This is a genomic window from Aurantiacibacter xanthus, from assembly GCF_003584015.1.
GTDB lineage: Bacteria > Pseudomonadota > Alphaproteobacteria > Sphingomonadales > Sphingomonadaceae > Alteraurantiacibacter > Alteraurantiacibacter xanthus.
Window position 1 is genome coordinate 146,860 of record NZ_QXFM01000144.1, and the last position, 25,690, is coordinate 172,549.

The following is a 25,690-nucleotide window of genomic DNA, read 5'->3' on the forward strand; positions in this document are numbered from 1 at the left end:
CATGTCGAAACCATGCTCGACCGGATCGAGCACGGCACATTTCCCAAGCCGAAGATCGCGATCGTGCCCATGGTGCAAGGCACCTGCCTGGTGCTGATCGAGGCGGCGGGGTTTACCGCGAGCACGCTGCTCACCGTGCTCGGCCTGCCGCTGTTCGTCTTCCTGTTCCTCGCCGGATGGGACCTGGCACTGCTTTTCGCACAGCTCGGCAATCTCGCCGATCACTATGCCAGCGCCGAGGAGCACGCGCGCATCGCGTTCAGTCGCGACCTGCAGATGGGCTTCCTGGTCCTTGCGGGCGGGTTCACACTGCTGCGCCTGCCAACCTTCATTCGGCGTCTTTGCACCAAATTAGATCGGGAGATGCCGCATGACTGACCGAGCTTTCTCGCGCCCGCTGGCCTTGAAGATCGCCGCCACGCTCGCAATTGCGGCCGTGTTGCTCTGGGCAGGCTGGATCACCCGCGCGGTGCTGACGGACGATCCGCCCCGGATCGTCACCGTCCGGCTTGCCGAGACCATCGGCCAGTTCATCGACGAGGCAGCACGCGCCGATGCCGATCTCGCCACGGTGCAGGCTGCAAGCCTTGCCTACCTCCAGGCGGCCGAACTGGCAGTCGCCGACATGGGCAAGGACGGGCGGGTGGTGCTGGTCGCCGAAGCCGTGCTCGCCGGCGCTGCCGAAGACGCAACCCCCGAACTGGAAGCCCGCATCGCCACAAGGCTCCAAGCGGAGGCGCAGCCATGAGCCGCTTTTTCAACTGGAAGCGGGTCGGCCTGCTGTGCGGCCTCGTCGCGCTGCCGCTCGCCTGGGCGCCGATCGACGCTTTCAGCAAGAGCCATGCCTTGCTCATCAATGCGAGCCCGAGCCTCCCCAATTGGGCTTTCTGGCTCGACAAGACCGCACCGATCGAGCGCGGCAGCCTCATTTTCTTCAAGCCGCCCGCAAGCGCGCTCGTGGCGGAGCACTTCGGGGAGGATCCGCAGATGTTCGGCAAGAAGGTAATTGGCCTGCCGGGCGATGTGGTGAGCCATGAGGGCATGGAAGTTTTCGTCAACGGCAAGCAGGTCGCCACGCGGCTTGCCCGGACCCGGCTCGGCATAACGCTGACGCGCGGCCCTGACGGATCGGTGCCGGACAACTGCTTCTATGTGGGAACCGACCATCCGCGCGGCTTCGACAGCCGCTACGGCGAGATCGGCTTTGTCTGCCGGGGCCAGATCCTCGGCAGCGGAAAGGCGATCCTGTGATGCGCCGCGCCCTTATCATGTTCGCCTTTGCGCTCGCTTTGCCCGCAACGGCGCATGCCCGCGACTACGGTCAGCGCGGCACCGTCTTCCCGGTGGTGGAGCGCGACCTGCTCGAACAGATCCAGTCGCGGCTCGTGACGATGGAAGCTTCTGGCGAAACTACACGCCTCAATGAGGAACTGAAGCGCCGCACGCTCGCGCGCGTCGAACGCCCTTCGCCCGTCGCCGGGATTGCGCGTGCCAGCGAAAGCCGCTCGTGGCTCTTCGATCCGACCATTGCGTTGCAGCAGGATATCAGAGGTGCGCGCGGCGAGCTGATCCATGCCGCCGGGACGCGCGTCAATCCGCTCGACAGCGTCTCCCTGCGCGCCGATCTCCTCTTTCTCGATGGCGACGATACCGAGCAACTCGCCTGGGCGCTGCGCCAGCAAGGCCAACCCAAGCTGATCCTCGTGAACGGCGCGCCGCTGCAGCTGATGCGCGCACGCCAGCGGCGGTTCTATTTCGACCAGCAGGGCACGCTTACCTCGCGCTTCGGCATCAGGGCCGTCCCTGCGCGCGTGCGCCAGCAGGGCCGCCAGCTTGAAGTCAGCGAAATCGCGCTGCCCGCCAGAGCGGAGGCTGGCCAATGACCGCCTTGCGCAAACTGCTTGCCGCCGTGCTTGCGATAGTCTCGCTGGCCTTCGCTACACCTGCGGCAGCAGGCGGCGAGCCAGGCAAATGCACCGGCAGCTTCGTCAATCCGATCACCGATATCTGCTGGTCGTGCCTGTTCCCGATCTCGATCGGGGCGCTCGATATCTGGCCGTCAAGCCGTCCCGATCCCGACAATCCCGACCTGCCCTTGTGCCTCTGCGGTATCCGGCCGGGTATCGCGATGGGTTTCTGGGAACCGGTGCGACTTGCCGATGTCAGCATGAAGCCCTGGTGCTTCGTCAATCTGGGCGGCACCAAGCTCGATCCCGGCTTCGATATCGGGTTCCGCTCGATCTCGGGTCCCTCGGCGATTGGCGGGGCAAGCCAGTATTATTCGAGCTGGCATGTCCACTGGTATGCCTATCCGCTGATCTACTGGATGGAGATCGTCGCCGATTTCCTGTGCCTTGAACCCGGTTCGATCGACATTCTCTATATCTCCGAGATCGATCCGCTGTGGCAGGATTCCGAACTCACCGCGATCATCAATCCCGAAGCCGTGCTCTTCGCCAATCCGCTGGCGCTCGCTGCCTGCGCGGCCGACTGCGCTGCTTCGACCGCGAACCTGCCGCTCGACGAGATGTTCTGGTGCGCAGGGTGCCAGGGCTCGATGTATCCGATGAATGGCAATGTCTCTGCCTCGATCGGCCATGTGCAGGCTTCACGGCTCGTACTCTCGCGCTTTGCCTACAAGCTCCATCGCGAACTCGTCTCCTGGGGGACGATGGGAAGCGCAGGCTTGTGCGGCAAATACCTCATGCCAGTGATGAGGAAGCAGCAATACCGCTTCCAGATGACCAACCCCAATCCGGCGACCTCGGGCCGCTACGCCTGCCCGCCGATTGGCGCCTCCACCACGCTCCAGGAACCCGGACAGGTCATTCCCGCCATCGGCGAGGACATGGGCTACCTCGTCTGGCGAAAGAGGAATTGCTGCGCGCTATGAAACACACCTTTCCCCTGCTCGTCGTGATTGCGCTTGTGACCGCCGCAGGCTTTGCTGCCGTCGCCGCGCAGGATACCGATCCTGCGCTCGATCTCGAAGAAATCCGCGCGCGGGCCGGAGAGTTCACCGAAGATGCCGAGGCGCTGGCAACCAGCGTGCGCAATCGCGCGGAAACACTGGTCGACGATGCACGCACTACGCAAAGCGAGGCGCAAGCCAATCGCGCCGCCTATGTCGCAAGCGTCGACGCAGAGAGCTCGGGCGAGGTGCTCGACTTCGATGCCATGGTGCGTGAGCAGGCTGCCGCCGAGCGCAGCGCATTGGGAACAAGTCCGCGCTTTATCGCCTTTGCCTCGCTTTCCATGCCCGAAGCCTCATTGAAGGCGCTGGTGCAGGACATGGCGCGCGCAGGCGGCGTCACCGTGCTGCGCGGTTTTCCCGAAGGCAATGCCGATGCCTTCAAGCGCCGCCTTGCGTCGATCTGGAGCGATGGCAGCGAAACGGGCGCACTCGGGATCGACCCGCGCCTGTTCCGCGCCTTCGATATCAAAGCCGCACCGAGCTTCGTCATGCTCGGCGGCGATTTCAGCCCTTGCGACGGCTTCGATTGTACCAGCAAGGTGCCGCCGCACGACCGCCTCGCAGGCAATGTTAGCGTCGCCTTCGTCCTCGAAACCTTCGCCGGAGGCGGCGGTCCCGGGGCCACTGCAGCCCGTCATCACCTCACCCAGCTTGAAGGAGCCCGGCCATGAGACTGGCACCGATCCTCGCTTGCCTGCTTGCCTTCGCCATGCCGGGAAGCGCCATGTCGCAATCGACCGATGCCGCGCGCGCCGATGGCAAGGAGACAGCGCGCGATCTGCTCGAAACCGCACGCGGCAGCGCTTCTGCGCCGGTCGATGCCAATCGGTTGCCCAATTTTGATCCGGCAGGCGTACAGGGTCTCGAGACGCTGGCCGACGATCCCGACCGGATCGAAAACAACTCGCGAAGCGCTGCCCAGGTCCACGAAGGCTACCGCGCGATGGAAGAAAGCCTTGCACGCCGGGCGCGGTTCGATCCCACCGAGATCGAGGCGGTGATCGCGCGGGCGGGAGCGATCAGCGACGCACCGCTCGACTATACCAGCGGCATGGCCATCGGCGGCAGCCAGGGCCAGTGCGTCGAACTGCCGCCCGGTTCCGCCTCGGCAGGCACCTATATTGCGACCTGCAACAGCGGGACCTCGGGCGAAATTGTCGACGCCAGCTGCACGGCGAGCCTCGTGCCCGAAGTCACCACGACGAGCGAATACGACTATTACTGCCTGCCCAACAACGCGCCCGACGACGGCAAGTGGTCCTGCACGAACTATACCGGCGGCAGTTGCAATCTTTACCAGACCGCCTTCGTACATTGCGCGAGCCTGCCGCAATTCTCGAGCATTCCCTGCCGCGGGCAGAACATGATCGAGGTGCACCGCTTTCGCTGCGGCGAGCAGATCGGGGGCTTCGCGCCCGACGATGTGACGACCACCCGGACACTCGATGTCCGGCTCGATGACAGCCTGTGCCTGCCGCTCGCTCAGGCCTCCACCTGCTCACAAGTGACCGAGACCTGCACCGATGCCAGTCCGCAGACGCGCATTGTCGATGGCGTCTCGATCACCCGCAGCTGCTGGCAATGGCAGCGCGACTACCAGTGCCTCGACACGGTGTCGGGCAATGATTGCGGCGAAATCGAAGCCAATCCCGAATGCCGCTTCCTGCGCGAAGAATGCCTCACCGACGAGACACCCTGCCAGACCAGCGAGCGGATCTACGAATGCGCATTGCCGCCCGACGGCTCGGCGCCTGCGCAATATATCTGCGATGGCGATGTCTATTGTATCGACGGCTCGTGCGAGACCATCGAGCGGACTGCCAATGACGAGTTCAAGGACGCGGTCGTTGCCTTGAACGCCATGAACCAGGCACGCGGCGAGTTCGATCCCGATACGCTCACGCTCTTCACCGGCACGCGCAACACCTGCTCTTCAAAGGTCTTCGGCATTCTCAATTGCTGCAAGGGCAAGGGCTTCCCGCTCATTCCGGGGATCAGTCTGCTGGTGGCGCTCGGCTGCGATCGCGAGGAAGTGCTGCTCCACGAACGCGACGCACAGGGCCTATGCGCCTATGTCGGGACCTATTGCTCGGACAAGTTCCTTGGCGTGTGCCTCACCAAGCGCAAGGCCTATTGCTGCTTTGAGTCCAAGCTCTCGCGCATCCTGCAGGAGCAAGGCCGCGCGCAGCTGCCCAAGCCCTGGGACGACCCCAAGGAAGAGACCTGCGAAGGCTTCACACTCGACGAGTTCGCGCAGCTCGATCTCAGCCAGATGGATTTCTCCGAAGTCTATGCCGAGTTCACCGATGCCGCGCGGCTGCCCGACGAACTCGAGACCAGCGTGCTGATCCAGCAGAAAATCGAAGACTACTACGCAAGGAGCAACCCGTGATGTGCCGTGCCGCCCAATTCATCGCCCTCGCGCTTGTGCTGTCGATGACCATGCCAGGCGTCAGCCAGACTGTCGTGGCGCAAGAGGTTCGGGCCAGCACAAGCACTGCCGACACGCTCTACTGTGAGGAGAGGCAGCTCGGATACTGGTTCTACTGCATCGATCCCGAGCCGGAGCCGCGCGAGGAAGAAGCAATTCAGACCCCAACGGCAAGCGCCGCCGAAGAACTCGACGCGATCACGAGCGAACTGCGCGAACTGAAGGCCCAGGCGATCCTCTATCCGACCCCGGAAAACGTCACCGCCTATATCCGCTTCCAGCGCGAGCAACTCGATCGCGCTTCGCTGTTCTCCGATGTCTGGCAGCGCGCACTCTGGCAGGATCCCGCGCTCGACTACACGCTCGAACGCCCCGTCGGCGCGCTTGCCAAGCGGCAATGGCAGGATGCGCGCGCTGCCGAGCGCGACGTCGTCATGGCACGTCTCTCCGAGCGCTACGGCCTGTTCTACTTCTTCGCCCAGACCTGCGGCGCCTGCGAGGTCATGAGCCCGATCGTCAAATCGGTCGCGGAGCGCTGGCACATCACGGTGCGAGCGATCTCGACCGATGGCGGACCCTCGCGGCATTTCCCGAACTACACGGTCGAAAACGGGCATCGTCCGCGCATGGGCCTCGAGCCCGGCATTACCCCTGCGGTCGTCCTGTGGGACAGCGAGACCCGCCGCCCGATCCCGATCGGCTACGGCGTTCTCTCGGCCGACGAGCTGCAGGACCGCATCTACCTCCTCACCACCAGGGAAGCCGGCCATGACTACTAGGATCGGAACACTTGCGCTCGCACTGGGCGCAGCCGCAATGACAGCGACGCCGATTGCCGCATCAGCACAGGATGTCGGCAACAGCATGGACCGCTTCATGGACGACATGGGCGCGGCGGCCAATGTCACAGGTCCTACCGCGTTCGAAGGCCAGTCCGCAGGCTATTATTCCATGGGCAATGTCTGGACCCGCTTTCCCCAGAAGACGACCAACATCGCCAATCTCCAGCTGCCGCGCGCGCGTGCGGGCTGCGGCGGGATCGATATCTTTGCCGGCTCCTTCTCCTTCATCAATGCGAGCGAAATGGTCGCGCTCTTGAAAGCCGTCGCCAACAATGCGGTCGGTTTTGCCTTCAGCCTCGCGATCGACACGATCTGCCCCGAGTGCAACAAGATCATGCAGGAGTTTTCGCAGAAGGCGCAGCTCATGAACGAGCTGTCGATCAACTCCTGCGAAATGGCACAGGGCCTCGTCGGCGGCGTCTGGCCGCAGGGCGACCTTGCCGACAAGGCGATCTGCGAAGCGATCGGCAATTCGACCGGCATCTTCACCGACTATGCTGCTGCCAAGCATGGCTGCGGCACGCGCGGCCAGCGTGAAAGCACCAACAATGCCGGCGGGCCCGACTTCGAGGACGTCAATCCCGGCGTGCCGCGCAATTACACCTGGCATGTCCTCAAGGAATCCGCCTTCTTCAATCCCGGCGGTACCTTCGACCGCGACCTCGCCGAATACGCCATGACGCTGATCGGCACGGTGATCTACGTCCCGCCAAGCGATGATGATCCGGGCAGTTTCGTTCCCTTTGCGGGCGATGCCTCCTCGACGCTGGTGACGGCATTGCTCGACGGGACGCAGGGCCAAAACGTTCAGGTCTTCCGCTGCGATGAGCCCGATCTTTGTCTAAACCCGACCTTCCAGCAATTGAGCCTGTCCTCGGCAAAGGCGATCCGCCCGCGCGTAGCGACCATGATCGGGAATATGGTCGAAGCGATCCGCGAAGATACAGCCATCGGCGCTGCCGAGATCGAGCTATTGCAGGTCGCCTCGCTCCCCTTGTACAAGATCCTCACCGTCCAGGCCGCCTATGGCCGCGGGATGGCGACCGACGATCGGGCGACGCTCGCCGAGGTCACCAGCATCGACCTCTTGCACGCGATCCTCGAACGGATATCGTCAGAAGCGAGCCGCTCGATGGCGAGCTTCATCGCCGCCGACGAAGCCAAGCTGACGCTCTGGCGCGCGCAGGTCGCCGAGGTCCGAAACCAGCTCGCCAGCAGGCAGGCGACCGGGCAGGCGCGCATTACCGCCATCGTCCAGATCATCGAGAAGACCGCGATGATCGAGAACATGCTCGCAGCGTCGATGTCGCCCTCGATGGCCGCCGCGCTCGACTGGTCGCGCGGCATCCAGTCGCGCTCGATCGTTCCCTAAAAGGTAATCCCATGGTCGAAGTCTACACGGTTGGCGGCGGCGAATATCTCGTCAACGTCTTCAACGCGGTCGCCGCATGGACCGGCGCGGGCGGCTACAAGAGTCTGATCCAGGTGGCGCTCGTGATGGGCATGGCGCTTGGCGTCATCGTGCTCGCCTTCAACCAGGACTGGCGCGCCTGGGTGAACTGGTTCCTTGGCGCAACGCTCATCTACATGTGCCTGATGGTTCCGCGCATGGACGTCCATGTTACTGACCGCGTCAATCCGAGCCTTGCACCGGCAACGGTGGCCAATGTCCCGCTCGGACTTGCGCTGATGGCAAGTTTCACCAGCCAGGCTGGCGACTATCTCACCCGCTCGGCCGAACTGGTATTCGGCCTGCCCGACGATCTCAACTACTCGAAGAACGGGATGATCTATGGCGCGCGGCTTCTGGAGGCGACCCGGGGCTTGCGCATCTCCGATCCCGAATTCGCCGCCAATCTCGACGAGCATTTCAAGCAATGTGTGTTCTACGACGTCCTGCTTGGTCGCTATTCGATGCAGGAGCTTGCCGAGAGCGCCGATATCTGGGCGACCATCGGCCCTGGCAGCGAAGCGCGCGCGCAGCGCTTCCTCATCCGCGACGTCAACACTGGCGAGGTCACTTCGGCAGTCACCACCTGCCGCGACGCCTACAACACGCTTGGCGGACAATGGGCGAACCTGATCGACGACATGGGCACTGCCTTCGGCCGCCAGCTCTATCCGCGCCAGACCGAGGCGCTCGCGCGCGCCAAGCTCTTTGCCGACCTGCCGATCGCCTACAGCTACCTCTCGGGCGTTTCGAGCAACGCCAGCGACATCTTCCGCCAGGTGCTCTCGATCAACGCCATGAACCAGGCGATGCACGGCTTTGCCGGAGCGAGCGGCATGGGCAGCATCGATGTCTTCGCCCAGACTCGCGCCGATATCCAGACCGAGCGCACCTATGCCTCGATCGCGTACAATTCCATGAAATGGGTGCCAATCCTCAATGTCGTGCTGACGGTCATCTTCTACGCGCTTTTCCCGGTGCTCTTCCCGCTCTTCCTCATGCCGCGGACCGGGCCGATTGCCTTGCGAGGTTATGTTACCGGCTTCTTCTACCTTGCCGCCTGGGGGCCACTCTTCGTGATCCTCCACATGATCCTCATGTTCAAGGGAGCGAGCGATGTGGCTGCAGCTGGCGGCGATACCGGCCTCAGCCTCGCGACATTCGCGGGCATGTCCGATGTAAACTCCGATATCGGCGTGCTTGCCGGCTACCTCGTTGCGTCAATTCCGTTCCTTGCGGGCGGTGTTGCACGCGGCGCCATGGCGATCTCGGGCCAGGCGACCTCCTACCTCAATCCGAGCCAGAACGCCGCCGAGGAAGCCGCGCGCGAGGCGAGCACGGGGAACATCTCGCTCGGCAACACCAACCTTGAGAATTCGTCCGTCTTCTCGCGGCAATTCGCACAGGGCAATTTTGCGCCCAATATCACCTACGGCGCGGGCCAGACGCGCAGCTTCGGCGACAGCGGCACGCAGACCACGGGCTTTCCCGATGCCGAGTTCGCGCATGTCCCGACCTCGAGCTATCCTTTCTCCCCGACTCTGGGATCGGACTTCTCGAGCAGGCTCTCGACCATTGCCGGGCAGAGCCGCAGCCAGAGCGAAACCTATTCCAACCTCGCGCAGCAATCGACGAGCTCGGCCATCACCCGCTTCTTCGAGCTGCGCGATGCCTATTCGACCGGTCAGTCGAACGAAACCGTCAGCGGGACCTCGTCAAGCGACAGCATCGGCACCACCTTCAGCGAGATCGACAATGCCTCGCGCACGCTGCAGCAGCAGTTCGGGCTGTCGCGGCGGGCCTCGGACGACATCACCGTGTCGTGGTTCCTCAATGGTGATGCAGGTGTCGGCGCCAGACGCCAGGGCCGGACCTTCAGGGGTGATCTGGGTCTGCGCGGTGGTCGCAACCAAAGTTGGACCGACAGCGATATCGGGATTGCTTCGGAGGATCGGTCACGGCTGCTCTCGACGCTGCGCCAGATTTCCGAGAGCAACAACTGGTCGAGCACGCGCGAGGGCTTCTTGCGGGAGACCAGTTCCAGTTCCGAAAGCCTCGTTTCGACAACCGCCTCGGGTCTCAACACCTCTCTCACCGAGGCCCAGAGCTACACGATTGAAGCGCGTCGCGCCGAAGAACTCGCCAACCGTCTCGAAGATCAGGCCAGTTGGTACGAGAGCGCCAATGCTGCGGGCACGCTCAATCTCAGCCAGGCCTATCGCGAATGGGGAATGGCGGAGATCGAGGCCAATCGCGACTACTACGGTCCCGTGCGATTTGACGACATCGCATTCCAGATGAGCCCAGCCGGACAGCAACTGCAGGCGCGCTTTGTCGCCAGCTACGCCGACCGGCTTCATGACGATATCGAGAGCGAACTGTCCCTGCCCGCTGCCGCACCAGTCTCGCGGCCGGGAGTCGGCAGCAGAGGTGACGTCCGCGGGTCTGTGCGATTGGGATCGGTGCCAGGAACCCTGTCGGGCCCTTCAACTGCAAGAGAAGATATCGGCCGTGCTGTGGACCGTGTGCAAAGCCGTGGCGGCGAAAGGGTCGATAGCGTTGGCGATTATCTCGACGGGCGCACACGCAATGCGCGGGGAGCAAGCGCGGAAGCGGCCGACGAGATCAAGGAGTGGTAGGTCAGAGCAATCCGTCGTAGATCACGACAAAGACAGCGAACGCAACGAAGAGGACACCGGTAGCGATCAATGCATATCGCTCCCACCGGTCAGCCCACGCCTTCTTGAAAGTGTATTCTGTAAGACGGTTTTCGGCGATGGCTCGATCGAGCTCGCGAAAACCCTGCCAGTCTTCCTTGGATGGCGGCGGGGAGTTTTCAGGATTGGTCATCGATTGTCTCCTTCGCCAGATCCAGAGTAGCCTCCCCTCCGGGACGCTCCAGTTTCGAGCCTTTCTACCATAGCCGAATTGGCCCGATATTTGAATTGCTCACTGGCACACCCGTCCATGATGCGGTCGCTCCCACACTGGCCGGCACACGCGTTGGCGCCACGATCAGACAGGTAGGCTTCCAGCCGCAACACGGTTTTGCGGCGCGGATTGCGGCCATTCCTGAGATCCAGCACGAAACGTGGATCGCCGACTGCCTCCCTTCCGAACGTGGTCGCCGAAATGTCGTTATCTCTCAGATGGTTTTCGATCCGTTCCAGGAGGGTCATCCACAACTCGCATCAGCTCAAGAATCACTTGTGTTCTTGTTATGTTCTTAGTAGGAAGACATCCTCAGGTCTAGGAAGAATCCTACGATCCAGAACGAAGGCACGAGACGATGGAACATGTCCGACAAGAGCTCGACCGGCTCCTGCGTGAGCGGGGAAGCGGTTATGCTGCGATCTCGCGGATGCTCGGTCGCAACCCCAGCTACATCCAGCAGTTCATCAAGCGCGGTTCGCCCAAGACGCTTGAACCGGAGGATCGCCGCATGCTCGCCTCCTTTCTGGGCGTCGACGAGCATGTGCTCGGTGGCCCGGAAAAGAGCGACAACGACGGCATGGTCGAAATTCCCATTCTCGATGTGCAGGCCTCGGCCGGGTTCGGGGCGATTGCAGCGAGCGAAAATGCCTACACAAGGTTCGGCTTCGATGAACGCTGGCTGCGCGCACTGACGCCCGCCAAGAGCGCTAGCCTGTCGATCGTGCGTGTCCTTGGGGATTCCATGGAGCCTACCCTGAGCGACGGCGACGAAGTCCTCGTCGATGCATCGGATCATGGCGCCCGACTGCGCGATGGCATCTATGTTCTGCGCACCGACGATGTGCTGGCCGTCAAACGCATCGCCATCAAGCCAGGAGCGAAGCAGATCACCGTCGCCAGCGACAATCCGGCCTATCCGACCTGGAACGACATGGATCGTTCTGAAATACACGTCGTCGGACGGGTTATCTGGTTTGGGCGAGCGCTCTGACCTTTGCGGTCGACAGACCAGGCCATGGGTTCGGAAGGGACTGTGAGCTTGCGATCCAACGTAGTCCAGTGCTATGTGACAATTCCTCAGATAATATGAATTCTAGTTTGAGGAAATGTCACACGATGCCCGAAGTGCAGAAAACACAGCGCGACACCCTGCGCGAACTGTTTGGCGCGCAGCCCATCCTGCGCGCGCGCGACCTGCGCAAGGCAGGTGTCGCTCCTCAGACCATTGCCCGGGCGGTCGAAGACGGCGAGATCGAGAGAATATCGCGCGGCCTCTATCAATACGCCGATGCTGATAACGACGCAGACCAGGCCCTTGCGGAAATAGCAAAGAAGATCCCCAAGGGCGTCATTGCTATGCTCTCGGCGCTCGCCTTTCACGGCCTCACCGACCAGATGCCGCGCCGCATCTGGGTCGCGATCGGAAACCAGGACTGGTCGCCGACCCTGTCCTATCCGCCAATCCGCACCGTTCGCTTCAGCGACAAATACCTCCAGCAAGGGATCGAGCACCACCAGATCGCCGGGATATCCGTGCCCATTTATTCCGTGCCAAAGACGCTCACGGACATCTTCCGGAACCCGAAGCTCGTGGACCGCTCGGTCGCAATCGAAGGCCTTCGCGCCGCGATCGAACAGCGCAAGGTTCGGCCCGGCGAAATAGCCCAAGCGGCCGTCGAGGGCGGAGCCTGGAAGAAGATGCAACCCTATCTCGAAGCCCTCACCTCCAATGGCTAAGCAACCGGTCAACCTCGCCAAGTCGGTCAAGGATCGGCTGCTCAACCTGGCACGGGCGGAAGGCAAGGTGTTCGATGTCGTGCTGGTGCGCTTCGCGCTTGAGCGGCTGCTCTATCGGCTGTCGCTTTCCGCGCATCGCGATCGTTTCGTGCTCAAGGGCGGGATGCTCGTCACCGTCTGGCTCGACGACGACAACCGGGTCACGCGCGATGCCGATTTCCTCGGCCATGGCGATGCGGATGCCGACCGGCTTGTGGCAGATTTCCAGGAAATCATGAGCGTTGCTGTAGACGACGGACTTGTCTTCGATGTCGACAATCTCTCGGCGACGGCAATCCGCGAGGAGATGGAGTATGGCGGAACTCGGCTGAAGACAGTCGCCTATCTCGAGAAAACGCGCATCCCCATAACTATCGACATCGGTTTCGGCGACGCGATGGCGGACCCCACACGCCAGCTGGACTATCCAACGCTGCTCGATCTGCCAGCGCCAAACATTCGGGCCTATCCTCCCGCAACAGTCATCGCGGAGAAGTTCCAGGCGATCGTCGTGCTCGGAATTGCAAACGGACGCATGAAGGACTTCTACGATCTGTGGGCAATCCCAAGATCAATCAATGTCCGCGACGAAGAACTCGATGCCGCCCTGGCCGCCACTTTCGGGCGGCGGGAAACAGCCATCCCCACTGAACGACCTGCCGGCCTTACGCCGGAGATGGCAAATGATGCGAACAAGCAGCGACAGTGGAACGCCTATGCAGCCTCGATCGAGCTCGAGAATGTCGAACTGCTGGAGGTCGTTGATGCCATATGGGCACTGATCGGTCCTGCATGCGAGCGCCTCACTCGGGCTTCATGATGGCGAAGCCTAGGTCTTCTCCGCCGACCACAATAGGGCGATATTTTCGAAGAAATTTCGGAGTATGGCCATGGATATCGAAGCTATCGCACCGTTGAAGCGATGCGCCATTTACACACGCAAAAGCACTAACCAGCGCCTCGAGCATGATGTCAATTCACTGGTTACGCAGCGCGAAATCAGTAGCGCCTATGTCAAGAGTCAGCAGTACAAGGGTTGGGTCGAGCTGCCCAACCGATACGACGATGGCGGCCACTCGGGGAGCGGAATGGATCGCCCTGCGCTCTCGCAGCTTATGCAGGACATCGAAGCAGGAGAGATCGACATTGTCGTGGTATACAAAATCGACCGGCTGACCCGTAGCCTCGCCGATTTCGTCCGGATGATCGAGATATTCGATCGCCGCAACATCGCTCTGGTCTCCATTTCACAGGCTTTCGATACTTCTGACAGCATGGGCCGGATGATCCTCAATGTGCTGCTTACCTTCTCCCAATTCGAACGCGAGCTTATCGCGGAAAGGGTGCGCGACAGCATCCGTACGCGAAAGCGGCACGGGAAGATGCACGGTGGTTTGCCGCCGTTCGGCTATGTTGCCACACCTGAGGGATTGAAGGTCGACGAGCCAGAAGCTGAGATTGTCCGGTTTATCTTCGACGAGTTTCTGCGGACACGACGATACACTCGCGTCATGACGGCCGTTCGCGAACGGGGTCTTTGCAGCTCGGTCAAGTATTCGCCGCGGGGCAAGCCGCGCGGGGGAACGCCGATGTCACCCAGTACCGTCTACGGTATCGTTCAGAATCCCATGTATGTCGGCGAAATTCGAGGACATGATCGCACCTATCCAGGCGAGCACGAGGCGCTCATATCGCGCGAAATCTGGGAGGAGGCGCAAGCGATCTGTAATGAGCGCAAGAAGCGTAAGCCGAACAATCGAGATACTGACCACTTTCTCGCGGGCCTGCTTTGGGACGATCTCGGACGCCATATGCGGCTCGACCTGAAATGGCATTGGGGCAAGTTATACAAGACCTACGTTTCAAGCAACGCCATCTGGTCGCAGAAGATGTTTCTTCGGCAGTATCGTTCAAGTGCCGACGAGCTCGATGCGGTAGTATTGGCGGCAGTCGCCGAATTTTTGTGCGACCGGGTCAAGCTAAGAAAGGCGCTCAAAGGGCTGGGTCTGTTCGGCGAAAACCTGGAAACATTGGCCGAGAAAGGGCCTGCAGCCTCCGACCGGCTGATGGCGACCGCGAAGCCAAATCTGCATGAGCTTTTCAGGGCAATCGCGCATCGTGTGGAGCTTGGCGAGGACCAAGTCTCAATCGAGTTTCGTATGCTCGAGGTACGTCGCTATCTCGAGTGGAAGAGCGAAATGAGCTTCCGCGGGCGTCCATCGAACTGGTCGTGCAGCGATGCGCGCTACGACCATGTTGTCGCGGTAAGAGCGGTAACTGCGGAGCGTTGGCCATCCCTGCATATTAAACCGCGACAAGCTTCGTGCACGGGGACGCCCGACAAGAAGCTTGTGGATCTCATTCGCAGCGCCCGAAAAGCGCAACGGCTCGTTGAAGAGAACCGCGAACTCGACCTCGACGCGCTGGCAAAGATCCAGGGTTGTCGCACGGCGCAGTTCGCACGTTTGGTTCGGCTGAATTATCTTGCCCCGGATATCATCACCGCGGTTTTCGATGGCACGCAGCCGCCCGGCCTCAACAGGAAGGTGTTGCTGAATTCCAACGTGCCGACCGATTGGGCGGTCCAGCGCAAGCTCTACGGGTTTCCAGCTCCCGAGCGTGCAATCGATCCTCGCAATCTGTTCGGTCGCGGGATGTGGCCGAGCGCGTCAAATTAGGGGCCGTTTGCGGTCAGTCGGCTTTCCATATCGTTATTCTCAATAGCTGCCGTTCAGCATACGATCCTGCCCGTCGCAGAAGGGTAGCCGGAGATAGCGAAGCGGCTCCGGCTCGGGGAGGCTTTCGCCCTTTACCTCCGGGTCTTGGGCAGCTTCTCAAGAATTGACCGCAGCGCCGACGGGCTGTCACATTTTGCACGCCAAGAACTGACAAAGAGGCCGGCTCGTGTCTTGTCAGGATAGGCTTTCCTGGCAGCTTCTTCGAGTTGGCGTTGATAGTTCTGGACGGCGTCAGCTGCTGCCAACCGAGCGTTCCTCTCTCGAATTGCCTTACGAAGGAAGGAGAATGCCTGAGCCAGGTTGCCGTCGGTTTCGCTCGCCCATTCTCTGATCGGTTGGGCTGGGTCCGCCACGTTCTGGCTAAGCCAAGCCCTGGCATCGGGCCCAAGACCTTCGCGCGCAGAGTTCTCAAGATCACTTAGGCGTGCCAACGCAGCCACTGCTTTCGCTTGCGCCAGTTTTGCGTTCTGCTCTTCAATTTCCGTCAAGCGCTTCTGACGCATCGGCTCAAGTGGGAGTCCACATAAGTCGTCAACGACAACCGGGTTATAGTATGAGTCCGCCATTCGCACGAGTGCATCTACCCTCGACAGAAGTAGATCGTATGTGGCACCTCCGGTGCTGGCGATTTCCGCTGGCGATGCGCCATCGACATTGTATTTGTGCAGCCACCGCGCCTTGACCTCATTGGGGTCGGGGGCGCCTGCGGCTTCAAGCACTCGGCGGATTTTCCAGCCCAGTTCGTGAAGTCTGTACACCCGGCCGTGCAACTCCGACGTGACAAAGAAGGCCTCTTCATCCCGGTCCCACGCTACGATTTCTTGCGTGGCGGCAAGGTGAGCCAAGTAGTAAAAAACCGCGTGATCCGCGTTGCCGAAGCTGGATGTCGAGTAACCCGCTTCTTCCAGCCTCTTCCAATGATAAGGGCTCAGATCTTTGCGGATCATCCAGTCGGGCAAACGGTTGGCATAGCCTTGGTAGTCCGGCCAGTCGCCACAGACTTTGATCCTCGCCCCCGGAGTGTAAGTCCGTGAAGGCGCAACAATACACGTGGCCAGCACAGCTGCTTGCCAAACCGGCAGGCCGACACAGAACCAGTGTTGGCAATCCACCGGTATGCCGATCGCGTCGAGCAGACCGGCATCTTCGAGCGCTGCCAGTGACTCCCGATGGTAGTCGTAGTCGACGTTGCCACGCGGCTTGCGTTCGATATGGAACTTGAGGCGCCGACCGCGCTCCGCTTTCTTGGCAGCGACCCGGCTTTCTAGACGGGCCTGTCCATTAGCGCGTTCGGGATGGTGTATCCACTTGCGATCAGCACTATGAAGGATTGCATCGTCCAATTCCTCCATGCTGATCTGCCGAAACCTTAGGGAGTTGAGGTCAATTTCTATCATGGGAATATCGTCGGCGGCGACCTTCTCCTGTTTCGCATCGTCAACAGCGTGGGCAACCTTGAACTCGACGGCAAATTCCTTGCTGGATAACGCAACGATTGCGTCCGGTCGAAACCCTGATCGATCCACCTCAATGATGACGTTATCAAGCTTGAACCGACCACCTTCGAACACAACTTCCTCGAGGCCTTCCTTCCGCAACACGAGCGGTGTGAAGGTGAGTTCTTGTTCCCGTTGCAGCAGCTCCTTGGCATAGACATGCAGTGCCGTTTCTCCTGCGCAGCGGGAATCCGGCAAATGCGCAAAATGTGGTCGCGCCCTGATCGAAATTCTCAGCTGCAGGAGTTCATCACAATCGAGACAGCGAAACGGCCCCATTGACTTGCCGGTGATTTTATCGACGTGACGTGCGACGCCGTCATTGCATCGGGCAAAGGGCACTCGCAGGTCGCCAGACCTTTGCCATGTCGAGGCACAAGGTCGCCTTGCGTCTGTCAATTTTCCGCCACCATTCCCGTCGATCTGACGGCATGGACCTTGATCCATTCACGCAGATCGATGGTTGCGCTTTCTGCCATGATCACCTCCAAACTGACGTTCGCATCCGCCAGAATCTAACATCGTTCCAATCGCGCTCCCGGTCGGTTGAGGCCCCAACGCCGCTCGATGTAAAACTCCAGCGACTTTCGAACCTGAAAGCTCAGGGCATCCTCTGTGAAGCCGTATTCCAGTCGGACAGCGGCCTTCTGCGCGTCCGACAGGCCGCTCAGCGGCCTGAGGCGTATCTCAATCAGGTCTTCCCAATCAGCATCCCGCGGAAGCTCTTCGTCGATCGGCGCGGCAGAAAAGCTGCTTTCCGGTAGAACCCGGACAGGAAGATAGTCGCGCCAGCCCTGGTGATGAAAACTCCAGGCCCGGACATGCAATCGCTCACCGTCCGATGCAAAATGAGCGGGGGCGATCCATTGGTTCAGGCGGAGCCCGCTCGACATCGAAACATAGTCGAGTTCGATCTTCAACCGCTGCTCGATTGCTTGATAGAGCTGGCGCATGATGAGAGGCGGACACTGCCGCACCGGCGACGGCAAGCGCGAGAACTCGTCCTCGGCAGCGCCAGCAATTAGCTCATCGGGCGAGCCGGTGTCGTGAGGGATCGGCAATCCAACATGTTCGCGATCAGCCACATAGCATTTGCGGACCGTGTCATAGCTCGGCTTCGGCTCCGCGACCCGCTCCAGATACTCCCTGAAATCGATCGCGGCCTGAGGGGAGGAAATACCGAAGCGCTCTATCAGGTCCTTACGGTTCACTTGCCCGCGCCACGTCAGGCATTGGTCGAGATAGACCAGTCGGGCGAGCATCGCCGGTTTGAGTGCAGAACCATTCATCCCGTCGGACGCTACTTGACTCGCCCCTCACTGTCTATATAAATTTTATACATATAGAGACTCGAGGACCGTTAAATGCGCATCTTGCACACGAGTGATTGGCATTTGGGCCGTCAGTTCCATGGCCTGAGCCTGGAGGAAGACCACGACCACGTCCTCGTCCAAATCCTGTCGATCATCGATGATCATCGTCCGGACGTCGTGATCGTCGCGGGCGACATTTTCGACCGGGCCAACCCACCCCAAGGCGCGATCAGACGGCTTTCCGAATTCCTGACCACGGTACGAGCAACCTCCGACGCCGCCATCGTCCTGATCGCAGGCAACCATGATTCCGCTGCGCAGATCGGAGCAATGGGCGTTCTCGCAAACGACGGTGAGGCAATCGTGCGAGGGCCATTGGATGAAGACGAAAGGCCGTTGATCATCTCTGACGCCCATGGTCCGGTGGCGATCTCAGCGTTGCCTTTCGCATTCGAATATTCGGCGCGACTGTGCTTCGAAGACGACGGAATTGCCTGTCCTGCCGATGTCATCCGCGCTCAGATTGCGAGTGCGCGCAAGCACGTCAGCGACGATATGCGCTGGGTCGTCGTTGCCCATGCATTCGTCGATGGCGCAGCGACGAGCGAAAGCGAGCGTCCTCTGGTGCGGACGGTTGGTGGGATCGAAACGGTATCGGCGAGCGCATTCGACGGCGCGCATTATGTTGCGCTCGGACACCTGCACCGCCCGCAATCGGTGGGGCAGGATCATGTCCGCTATTGCGGCGCACCACTGGCCTTCGGTTTTGACGAAGAAGGTCAGGAAAAGTCCGTCAGTCTGATCGATCTCGCGCCTGACGGCAGCGTCGAGGTGGCGGTGATACCCATTAAACCGCTGCGGCAAGTGCGATCCATCCGCGGCAAGCTTCTGGAACTGCTGGCAGCAACCGGGGTTTCCCACGATCTCGTTCGTGTCGTTCTGACCGATGAGACACCGCAGATCGACCCAATGAAAAGGATCCGGGAGTTCTACCCGAATGCGGTCCAGCTCGCTTATGAACGCAATGAGCGGCCCGTCGCACAGCGCCTCGAAGAACAGCGCGCGGCAATCAACGATCCACAAACACTGGCTTCGACTTTCCTCGAGTTCGTCCGCGGTGATGCGCTGTCAGAGACGGAGACAGGGATTGTCGCCTCCGCCCTTCATGAGTTCGAAACAACGGAGGAAGGGCAGTGAGGCCGATCAAACTGACCATCAGCGCTTTCGGCCCTTACGGCGGGGTCGAGACCATCGATTTTCGCGAAGCCACGGACGCCGGTCTCTTCGGAATCTATGGACCAACCGGATCGGGTAAGTCGTCGATCTTCAGCGCGATCGCCTTTGCCCTGTTTGGCGAAGGCGCGAAAGAAGAGCAGGGCATTGGCACGATGCGCTCGGATTTCGCACCGGAGGCACTACTGACCGAGGTCAGCCTGCAATTCGAACTCGGTGACAAACGATATTTCGTCCGGCGCATCCCCGATCAGGCTCGCCCCAAGAGCCGAGGGGAAGGACAGACTATGCAGGCACATGCGGCATGGCTGTTCGACGTGTCGGAAATCGCTGTCGACGATGTCAGTCCGGATTGTTGCGGCACCCCGATCGCCGAACGCAAAGTCAGCGATGTTGTGAGGCATATTGAAGAGCTGCTTGGCTATGGCGCGCAGCAGTTTCGCCAGATTGTTCTGCTGCCTCAGGGCCGGTTCGAGCGATTCCTGGTCTCGAACAGTAAGGACCGGCTCGAAATCCTGCGCGAACTGTTTGACGTATCACTCTACCGGAGGCTCACGGAGAAGCTCAAGGCAGATGCTGCGAACGTCCGGCGCGAGATCGAGGATGGCTATCGATTGAACGGGCAGCGGCTCCAAGCCGAAGGCTTTGCCAGCTCAGATGAACTCGGCACCGGCATCGCGTCAGCACTCGATCGATATGAATTGAGCCGACTGACTGTGGCTGAAACAACTGCGGCACTCAACGCTGCGAACAGCGCATTTGCTGCAGCCCAGGCCCAGGAGAGATTGTTTGGCGAGGTGGACGCAGCAGATGCAGCCTTGAAGGTGCTCGATGGCGAAATCACCGAATTCGAGACCATGCGTGGCCGCAAATCCAGGGCCGAGCTGGCGCGCCGGATGGCAGATCTCGATAACAGCCTTGCTGACGCTCGCTCGCGCCATGCCGCAGCCGAAACTGCACTGGCCAAAGCCGCGGGAGAGGCAACGCGGGCACGCGACGCTGCATTGGCGGCTACTGTGAAACTGGATGATCTCCGGTCCCGCGAGCACGAACTCGATGGCCTGGCCCGGAAGATCGATGAACTGGATCGGCACAAGCAGGTTCTGGTCGATTCTTCAGAGCGGCACAGGCAGCATGAAAATGCCCTCAGTGCGCTGAACGGAGCCAAGCAGGCGCATGAGCAAGCAGCTTCCGACCATCAGAAGGCCGAGCAGAGCTTCGATGAGAAGTCTTACTCACACGCGGTTGCACAGAGGAACACCGTCGAGCGGCAGCGATTGATCGGTGAGCGAGACAAGCTGAAGCGTGAACTGGACAGTGCAGGTGCCCATCTTCGTGCAAGCGAGGCCGCGGAACAGGCACAGGCCGATTTCGAAGCAGCCTCGACAGCCGCTTTGGATGCGCAAGCCCGCCATCGTAGTGCGGAGGAAGATGAAACCGCACGCGAGCATGAATTCATTTCTGCGCAAGCCAGCATCCTCGCTGAGCGACTGGAAGATGGTATGCCCTGCCCGGTTTGCGGTGCCGCCGATCATCCCCAGCCAGCTCAAGGGGCAGGCGATGCAGCGCTGCTTGAGAAGGCGTGGCGAGGCGCCCAGTCCGCTTCCATCGCGGCGGCAAAGCTTGATCGCGAGGCGCAATCACGCGTCAGTTCGGCAACAGCAACCCTGGAGGCGCGCCGGGCAACAATTTCCGATCTTCCGGTGCCCCGGCGCGGCATGGACGAGATCGACACTGACTATCGGCTGGCTGTCGAGGCAATCGAGGAACTCGGTGAAATTGCCGATGTCACGCTTCTCGCGAAGGAAGTTGAGGAACTGCGTGAGCGAAAGCTTACGACAACCACCAAGCTCCAGCAGGCCAATTCCGCTCTGAGCGAAACAACGACTGCCGAAGCCGTTGCCCGCCAGGCTTATGCGGACCGCATCGCGTCGGTCCCGGAGGAGTTGCGGGCCCCTGCTGCGCTGCGGGCCGCGATTGAAGCCACGACTGGTGAACTTGATCTGCGCAAGAAGGCGATCGCCGACGCAATCGCGCAACAACAGAGTGACCAAGCCGCGCAGATCAAAGCCGAAGCGGCCAAGCAGAGCGCGCAGGTCTCGCTCAAGGACTGCGCGGACGACGTCGCGAGAAAGCAGGCCGGATTTGAGAGTCGCCTCGTCGAACTCGACATCTCCGAGGCGGTCTATCGCTCTGCCATTCCCGACATCGAATTGATTGGAGAGCTGGAGGAGGCGATTGCCAAATTCGACAAGGAACTGGCGGGAGCGCGGGGGCGACTGTCAGCAGCAAGGAATGCCGTTGGTAGCGCCCAGCGGCCCAGCCTGGAGCCATTTCGTCTCAACTGTGCTCAAGCGCAGGCAGCAGCCGATGAGGCTGCAAGGAACAGTGCTGGAGCAAGGCAGAAGCATCAATCGCTTGTCGATCTGCAAACGAGCCTGGCTGATGAATTGAAGAATCTGCAGAATCTCGAGCAAAGTTCTGGCTCGCTGCGCGGTCTGGCCGAAGCCTTTGACGGGCAGAACGAGCTACGCACTACCCTTGAGACCTTTGCCATTGGCGCGATGTTTGATCAGGTTCTTGAAGCCGCAAATCTGAGGCTCGATCCCATGACTGGTGGTCGATATCGTTTCGAACGCGACACCGTCAGTGTCGGTGGGCGGTCGAAGCGGGGTCTCGACGTGCGGGTTCACGACATCGAGACTGGTCGGGCCCGCGAAATCATTACCCTGTCTGGCGGCGAAACCTTCATTGCAGCCCTGTCGCTGGCTTTGGGGCTTTCTGACATCGTGGAAATGACCAATGGAGCCATAAGGCTGGATACGATTTTCATCGACGAGGGCTTTGGCAGCCTCGACACGGAAAATGACGCTGGCACGCTGGATCAGGTCCTGCAGGTCCTCCAGAACATCGTAGGTGAGCGACGCGCCGTAGGACTGATTTCTCATGTGCCGTTGGTCCAGCAGGCAGTCCCCAACGGCTTCACCGTGCGTAAGGGTGTAAATGGCAGCCAGATCGAGGCTCGGCTAGGCTGATTGCCCAATATCCGTCAATTATTATACAACTGAAATAAAGGTGAATGATGGAACCTTATCGAGATTGGGATAATGATTCAGGCGTTCGAGCCTTTGAGATTTCTGAAGGTCAAATCGACATTCAATTCAAAACCGGAGCAGTTTACCGATATACATCTTCCTCAGTCGGGTCGATAAACTTCAACCAATTGGTGGATCTTGCGCGGGCCGGTGAAGGACTGAACTCTTTTATAAATCGAGTTGTGAGGAAACTCTATTCAGCAAGGCTGCGCTAGAGCCTCACATACAGAACCGGCATCAGTTCCGCGATGCATAGAACAAATATCGAACAATAGCGGCAGGGCAGGAAGAGTGGGTCTACCAATACAAATGAATAGTCCATTTTGGAAAGAATACGCGGCGGACACGATTGCTGGCAGGTGCCAGGCTGCGTCAGGACACGAAGAGAGGCATGCCCAAGCGTAAGCGCGGGCAAGGCATCATTGGAAGAAGCGAGGGGAAGATGGCGACGGAGCCGATAGACGACATCGAGGATTGGTCGAAGAAACTTGCCCCGTGGCGGCAAGACACCTTGCGCCGGCTCGCAATAAGCACCGATTTGACCGACGGCGATCTCGACGAACTGCTGGCAATGATCAAGCAAGCGGCAGGGTTCAACCTCGCAAACCCAGCTGCCACGCCAGAGCCCTTCGTGAAGGCGCATTTCGGCGGGGGCAAGCAGAAACCCGTGGTGCTCAAGGGCATCGCCAATGTTGAAAACGTCAACCGGCTTGTCCCGAAGGCGGGGCTCGCTTTTTGTCCAACTGCGCTGACGGTCATCTACGGCCGCAACGGCAGCGGCAAAAGTGGTTTCGTGCGAATCCTGCGGACCGCTTGCCGAACCCGGGTGGAAAAGGCGGATAAGCTCAAGGTACTCTCCGACGTCTATGGCGGCAGTACGGGGCCGCAAGCCGCCGACATCATCATCGATGAGGGCAGCGGAGACGCTCCGATTGCGTGGACGAGCGGCATGACCGCCCGGCCCGAGCTCATGCAAGTTGCGGTGTTCGATACTTTATCGGCGCAGCTCTATGTCGATGGCGGCAACCAGATCCGCTATCTGCCCTTCGGCCTCGCCCTGCCACACCGGCTCAACGCGGTATGCCTCAAGCTGAAGGAGCGTATCGATGCCGAACGGGCGACGGCAGTCGGCAACAAGGTCAGCCTGACCGCCATTGCTTTTCCGCTGCAACGCAACACCAAGGCGCAGACGTTCGACCGAATGCTAACCAAGACTACCAACGATGCCAAGATCGACGAGGCGGCGACATTTGCGCCTAGCGATCAGGAGCGCCTCGACGAGATCATCGCGGTCCTCTCGGCCGGCGCCTCGGCTGTCGCCGATCTCAATGCGCTCATCGGATGGGTCGACGCGATCGCCAGCGAATGCGAGACAGCGGCGACCGCCTATGCGGACGCTTCGCTGGCGACCTTCACCAACCTACGCGAAACCGCCGTAACCGCGCGCAAGACGGCCCAGTTGTCGGCGGGCGCGCTGTTCACCGACGAACCGCTGCCGGGAGTGGGTTGCGAAACCTGGCGGGCGCTGTGGAACGCGGCGCGCGACTATTCGGTGAGCGAAGCCTATGTCGGTTCGGACTTTCCGGTCTTGGCCAGCGGTACCAGCCCGGCGGCCTGCGTGCTGTGCCAGCAACCGCTGCTCGATGATGGCGCGCAGCGGATGCAGCGCTTCCAGAAATATATGGACGACACGCTCGATGTCGCCGCCACCAAGGCGGAGAAGGCGCGCGAGGATGCCGCTGCGGCGCTCGCGCCGCTGACGCAATTGCGCGCAGAAGGATTTACCGATCGGGTCGAACAGGTCCGGCAGCGTGATGCCGATCTCGCCGACGCCGTCGCGAGTTTCCAGGCCGCTGTGATCCAGCGGCGAACTGATGCCGCCGCAAGACTGGCGGGCGAGGACAGCGTACCCGTTCCGGCGTTCACCTCTCCGCATATCGAATTGAAGGCGCTGGGGCAGAAGCTGCGCGATGAGAAGGAGTCGCTCGCGAAGGCTGGCGAGGCTGATGAGCGCGACAAACTGACCAGCGAGAAGGCCGAACTGGAGGACAAGAAAATCCTCGCCGCCAATCGCGCAAAACTCGTCACGCGGCGCGATCTGCTGGTCACCGACGCCGCCTACGACAAAGCGCTTGGCGAAGTGCAAACCAGGGGCATCACGCAACGCGCGAACGAACTGGTCGACACGCATCTGACCTCGGCGGTTATCACTCAGTTTGACGCCGAGCGCGAGCGGTTCGACATCATGCACTTGAAAGTCGGTCTTTCGCGCAAAAGTGGCCAGACCAAGGCAGAATTCGAAATCGATCCGCAAACCAAGCTCACGAAGGTGACCTCGGAAATTCTCAGTGAAGGCGAACAGCGAGCACTCGCGCTGGCGGGGTTTCTCACCGAAGTGGCGCTAACCGATGGCTCCGGCCCGATCGTCGTCGACGATCCGGTGTCCTCGCTCGACCGTGATCGCAGTGCGCGGGTTGCCGAACGGCTCGCCGAAGAGGCCTGTGAGCGCCAGGTGATCGTGTTCACCCATGACATCATCTTCTTCAATGAGCTGTGCACTGCAGCCGAAAATCGGGGCATCGAGCCAGTGACGATTGCGCTGTTCGGCGACAAGGACGCGGCGGGCAAGATTGACCCTGCAGGCATGGTCTGGAAAGGCCTCAACGTCGCCAAGCGCATCGGCAAGATCAAGAACGACTTCGCGCCGCTGCCCAAACTGCTCGCGACCAGTCCGGCCGAATATGAATACAAGGTCAAGCACCTCTATGGGCGTTTGCGCGACACGTACGAACGCGCGGTCGAGGAGGTGATCTTCCGCGACATCGTGCGCCGCGGCACCGACGTTATACAGACGCAGCTGTTGCGCTATGTGACGTTGTCTGACGCGCTCGCCATTCGATTCCATGAGGGAATGACGAAAGCCAATACGCACAGTCACGACAATCCGGCTGCGGACACGGTCCCTGTCCCCAAGCCAGATGAATTCTTGGCAGACATCTCGGCGCTGGAGAAACTCGTCGAGGACCTTAAGACTGAAAGTCAGGTAGCGGAGGCAGCGAGACCGCAGATGAAACCAAAAAAATAGCCAGATAAACTTGATGCGTTCGTTCGTGTTCGCCCTGAGCTCGACAAGTCTGGGGCTGTTCGGATCGGATCTCGTCGAGCTTAGCGGAACGGGCTACCTAGGCGAGCTCACCTACAAAGGGGTTGCGACTACTTTGGGGATCGCGTTCACGCTTCGAAATGGCTTCAATTGAGGCGCGAAGCTGACTTGCTAGCTCGCCGTGGGGAGCGTCCGCCATCCCAATCTGCTCTCCCAGAAGCTGCCTGTCCGGACAGTCCCCCATTGCTGCCGTTCGACAATGGTAGATACGATGTCCGCTCTCGGGAAAACGGTCAGAGGGGTTG

21 protein-coding genes are annotated in these 25,690 nt (G+C 60.7%); 17 read left to right on the top strand and 4 right to left on the bottom strand.

Annotated elements, in window-relative coordinates:
* Window positions 1–12 precede the first annotated feature (12 nt).
* From D2V17_RS20105 to D2V17_RS20150, 10 genes are read left to right on the top strand one after another with little or no spacing between them, the layout of a single operon-like run.
* A complete protein-coding gene (locus D2V17_RS20105; protein WP_245978836.1) occupies window positions 13–378 on the top strand; it encodes a hypothetical protein in 366 nt (121 codons plus the stop codon).
* Window positions 371–748 carry a TrbI F-type domain-containing protein gene (locus tag D2V17_RS20110; RefSeq protein ID WP_119594919.1) on the top strand — a complete coding sequence of 126 codons (378 nt, stop codon included), beginning with the start codon at window positions 371–373 and terminating at the stop codon, window positions 746–748. Before D2V17_RS20105 ends, D2V17_RS20110 begins: the two co-directional genes overlap by 8 nt.
* Window positions 745–1,251 carry a S26 family signal peptidase gene (locus tag D2V17_RS20115; RefSeq protein WP_119594920.1) on the top strand — a complete coding sequence of 169 codons (507 nt, stop codon included), beginning with the start codon at window positions 745–747 and terminating at the stop codon, window positions 1,249–1,251. Before D2V17_RS20110 ends, D2V17_RS20115 begins: the two co-directional genes overlap by 4 nt.
* Window positions 1,251–1,883, top strand: a complete 633-nt coding sequence (gene traW, locus D2V17_RS20120; RefSeq protein WP_119594921.1) for a type-F conjugative transfer system protein TraW — start codon at window positions 1,251–1,253, stop codon at window positions 1,881–1,883. Before D2V17_RS20115 ends, traW begins: the two co-directional genes overlap by 1 nt.
* Window positions 1,880–2,893: a conjugal transfer pilus assembly protein TraU gene (gene traU / locus D2V17_RS20125; RefSeq protein ID WP_119594922.1), complete on the top strand. Its 1,014-nt coding sequence runs from the start codon at window positions 1,880–1,882 to the stop codon at window positions 2,891–2,893. Before traW ends, traU begins: the two co-directional genes overlap by 4 nt.
* Complete coding sequence (gene trbC, locus D2V17_RS20130; RefSeq protein ID WP_119594923.1) at window positions 2,890–3,645, top strand: type-F conjugative transfer system pilin assembly protein TrbC; 756 nt, start codon at window positions 2,890–2,892, stop codon at window positions 3,643–3,645. The genes traU and trbC overlap by 4 nt, the downstream gene beginning before the upstream one ends.
* Complete coding sequence (locus D2V17_RS20135) at window positions 3,642–5,366, top strand: conjugal transfer protein TraN (RefSeq protein ID WP_119594924.1); 1,725 nt, start codon at window positions 3,642–3,644, stop codon at window positions 5,364–5,366. Before trbC ends, D2V17_RS20135 begins: the two co-directional genes overlap by 4 nt.
* Window positions 5,366–6,184 (top strand): conjugal transfer protein TraF, encoded by an 819-nt coding sequence (locus tag D2V17_RS20140; RefSeq protein ID WP_119594925.1) that lies wholly within the window; start codon window positions 5,366–5,368, stop codon window positions 6,182–6,184. Before D2V17_RS20135 ends, D2V17_RS20140 begins: the two co-directional genes overlap by 1 nt.
* Window positions 6,174–7,619, top strand: coding sequence for a conjugal transfer protein TraH (locus tag D2V17_RS20145; protein WP_119594926.1), 1,446 nt, complete (start codon window positions 6,174–6,176; stop codon window positions 7,617–7,619). The genes D2V17_RS20140 and D2V17_RS20145 overlap by 11 nt, the downstream gene beginning before the upstream one ends.
* An 11-nt stretch (window positions 7,620–7,630) precedes the next feature.
* On the top strand, window positions 7,631–10,336 hold the full coding sequence (locus D2V17_RS20150) for a conjugal transfer protein TraG N-terminal domain-containing protein (protein ID WP_119594927.1): 2,706 nt from the start codon (window positions 7,631–7,633) through the stop codon (window positions 10,334–10,336).
* A gap of 1 nt (window position 10,337) precedes the next feature.
* Here D2V17_RS20150 and D2V17_RS20155 read toward each other — a convergent pair whose 3' ends face one another.
* Complete coding sequence (locus D2V17_RS20155) at window positions 10,338–10,547, bottom strand: hypothetical protein (protein ID WP_119594928.1); 210 nt, start codon at window positions 10,545–10,547, stop codon at window positions 10,338–10,340.
* On the bottom strand, window positions 10,544–10,876 hold the full coding sequence (locus tag D2V17_RS20160; protein ID WP_119594929.1) for a hypothetical protein: 333 nt from the start codon (window positions 10,874–10,876) through the stop codon (window positions 10,544–10,546). The genes D2V17_RS20155 and D2V17_RS20160 overlap by 4 nt, the downstream gene beginning before the upstream one ends.
* A 110-nt stretch (window positions 10,877–10,986) precedes the next feature.
* Here D2V17_RS20160 and D2V17_RS20165 point away from each other — a divergent pair, with 110 nt between their 5' ends.
* The 4 genes from D2V17_RS20165 (at window position 10,987) to D2V17_RS20180 (ending at window position 15,085) form a co-directional block, all read left to right on the top strand.
* Window positions 10,987–11,622 (top strand): LexA family transcriptional regulator, encoded by a 636-nt coding sequence (locus tag D2V17_RS20165; protein WP_119594930.1) that lies wholly within the window; start codon window positions 10,987–10,989, stop codon window positions 11,620–11,622.
* A 125-nt stretch (window positions 11,623–11,747) separates the two neighbouring features.
* Complete coding sequence (locus D2V17_RS20170) at window positions 11,748–12,368, top strand: type IV toxin-antitoxin system AbiEi family antitoxin domain-containing protein (protein WP_119594931.1); 621 nt, start codon at window positions 11,748–11,750, stop codon at window positions 12,366–12,368.
* A complete protein-coding gene (locus tag D2V17_RS20175) occupies window positions 12,361–13,227 on the top strand; it encodes a nucleotidyl transferase AbiEii/AbiGii toxin family protein (protein WP_119594932.1) in 867 nt (288 codons plus the stop codon). The genes D2V17_RS20170 and D2V17_RS20175 overlap by 8 nt, the downstream gene beginning before the upstream one ends.
* Window positions 13,228–13,297: 70 nt before the next feature.
* A complete protein-coding gene (locus D2V17_RS20180; RefSeq protein ID WP_191229328.1) occupies window positions 13,298–15,085 on the top strand; it encodes a recombinase family protein in 1,788 nt (595 codons plus the stop codon).
* A 131-nt stretch (window positions 15,086–15,216) separates the two neighbouring features.
* Here the strand turns inward: D2V17_RS20180 and D2V17_RS20185 are convergent, their stop codons facing one another.
* Window positions 15,217–16,983 (bottom strand): competence protein CoiA family protein, encoded by a 1,767-nt coding sequence (locus D2V17_RS20185; protein WP_191229329.1) that lies wholly within the window; start codon window positions 16,981–16,983, stop codon window positions 15,217–15,219.
* 173 nt (window positions 16,984–17,156) lie between these two features.
* A complete protein-coding gene (locus D2V17_RS20190; RefSeq protein WP_147367492.1) occupies window positions 17,157–17,930 on the bottom strand; it encodes a BrxR family transcriptional regulator in 774 nt (257 codons plus the stop codon).
* A gap of 75 nt (window positions 17,931–18,005) precedes the next feature.
* Between D2V17_RS20190 and D2V17_RS20195 the strand changes: the two genes are divergently transcribed.
* From D2V17_RS20195 to D2V17_RS20210, 3 genes are all read left to right on the top strand, one after another.
* Window positions 18,006–19,151, top strand: a complete 1,146-nt coding sequence (locus D2V17_RS20195) for an exonuclease SbcCD subunit D (protein ID WP_119594936.1) — start codon at window positions 18,006–18,008, stop codon at window positions 19,149–19,151.
* A complete protein-coding gene (locus tag D2V17_RS20200) occupies window positions 19,148–22,222 on the top strand; it encodes an AAA family ATPase (protein ID WP_119594937.1) in 3,075 nt (1,024 codons plus the stop codon). The genes D2V17_RS20195 and D2V17_RS20200 overlap by 4 nt, the downstream gene beginning before the upstream one ends.
* A 451-nt stretch (window positions 22,223–22,673) precedes the next feature.
* A complete protein-coding gene (locus tag D2V17_RS20210) occupies window positions 22,674–25,367 on the top strand; it encodes an AAA family ATPase (RefSeq protein WP_245978837.1) in 2,694 nt (897 codons plus the stop codon).
* The last annotated feature ends 323 nt before the right edge of the window (window positions 25,368–25,690 follow it).

What these genes read in the sequence shown, in the direction of transcription:
- D2V17_RS20140 (WP_119594925.1), top strand. Translation starts at nt 5,366, where the DNA reads ATGTGCCGTGCCGCCCAATTCATCGCCCTCGCGCTTGTGCTGTCGATG.
- D2V17_RS20180 (WP_191229328.1), top strand. Translation starts at nt 13,298, where the DNA reads ATGGATATCGAAGCTATCGCACCGTTGAAGCGATGCGCCATTTACACA.
- D2V17_RS20115 (WP_119594920.1), top strand. Translation starts at nt 745, where the DNA reads ATGAGCCGCTTTTTCAACTGGAAGCGGGTCGGCCTGCTGTGCGGCCTC.
- D2V17_RS20105 (WP_245978836.1), top strand. Translation starts at nt 13, where the DNA reads ATGCTCGACCGGATCGAGCACGGCACATTTCCCAAGCCGAAGATCGCG.
- D2V17_RS20135 (WP_119594924.1), top strand. Translation starts at nt 3,642, where the DNA reads ATGAGACTGGCACCGATCCTCGCTTGCCTGCTTGCCTTCGCCATGCCG.
- trbC (WP_119594923.1), top strand. Translation starts at nt 2,890, where the DNA reads ATGAAACACACCTTTCCCCTGCTCGTCGTGATTGCGCTTGTGACCGCC.
- D2V17_RS20160 (WP_119594929.1), bottom strand. Translation starts at nt 10,876, where the DNA reads ATGACCCTCCTGGAACGGATCGAAAACCATCTGAGAGATAACGACATT.
- D2V17_RS20155 (WP_119594928.1), bottom strand. Translation starts at nt 10,547, where the DNA reads ATGACCAATCCTGAAAACTCCCCGCCGCCATCCAAGGAAGACTGGCAG.
- traU (WP_119594922.1), top strand. Translation starts at nt 1,880, where the DNA reads ATGACCGCCTTGCGCAAACTGCTTGCCGCCGTGCTTGCGATAGTCTCG.
- D2V17_RS20165 (WP_119594930.1), top strand. Translation starts at nt 10,987, where the DNA reads ATGGAACATGTCCGACAAGAGCTCGACCGGCTCCTGCGTGAGCGGGGA.
- D2V17_RS20150 (WP_119594927.1), top strand. Translation starts at nt 7,631, where the DNA reads ATGGTCGAAGTCTACACGGTTGGCGGCGGCGAATATCTCGTCAACGTC.
- D2V17_RS20110 (WP_119594919.1), top strand. Translation starts at nt 371, where the DNA reads ATGACTGACCGAGCTTTCTCGCGCCCGCTGGCCTTGAAGATCGCCGCC.
- D2V17_RS20195 (WP_119594936.1), top strand. Translation starts at nt 18,006, where the DNA reads ATGCGCATCTTGCACACGAGTGATTGGCATTTGGGCCGTCAGTTCCAT.
- D2V17_RS20190 (WP_147367492.1), bottom strand. Translation starts at nt 17,930, where the DNA reads ATGAATGGTTCTGCACTCAAACCGGCGATGCTCGCCCGACTGGTCTAT.
- D2V17_RS20170 (WP_119594931.1), top strand. Translation starts at nt 11,748, where the DNA reads ATGCCCGAAGTGCAGAAAACACAGCGCGACACCCTGCGCGAACTGTTT.
- traW (WP_119594921.1), top strand. Translation starts at nt 1,251, where the DNA reads ATGCGCCGCGCCCTTATCATGTTCGCCTTTGCGCTCGCTTTGCCCGCA.
- D2V17_RS20210 (WP_245978837.1), top strand. Translation starts at nt 22,674, where the DNA reads ATGCCCAAGCGTAAGCGCGGGCAAGGCATCATTGGAAGAAGCGAGGGG.
- D2V17_RS20145 (WP_119594926.1), top strand. Translation starts at nt 6,174, where the DNA reads ATGACTACTAGGATCGGAACACTTGCGCTCGCACTGGGCGCAGCCGCA.
- D2V17_RS20175 (WP_119594932.1), top strand. Translation starts at nt 12,361, where the DNA reads ATGGCTAAGCAACCGGTCAACCTCGCCAAGTCGGTCAAGGATCGGCTG.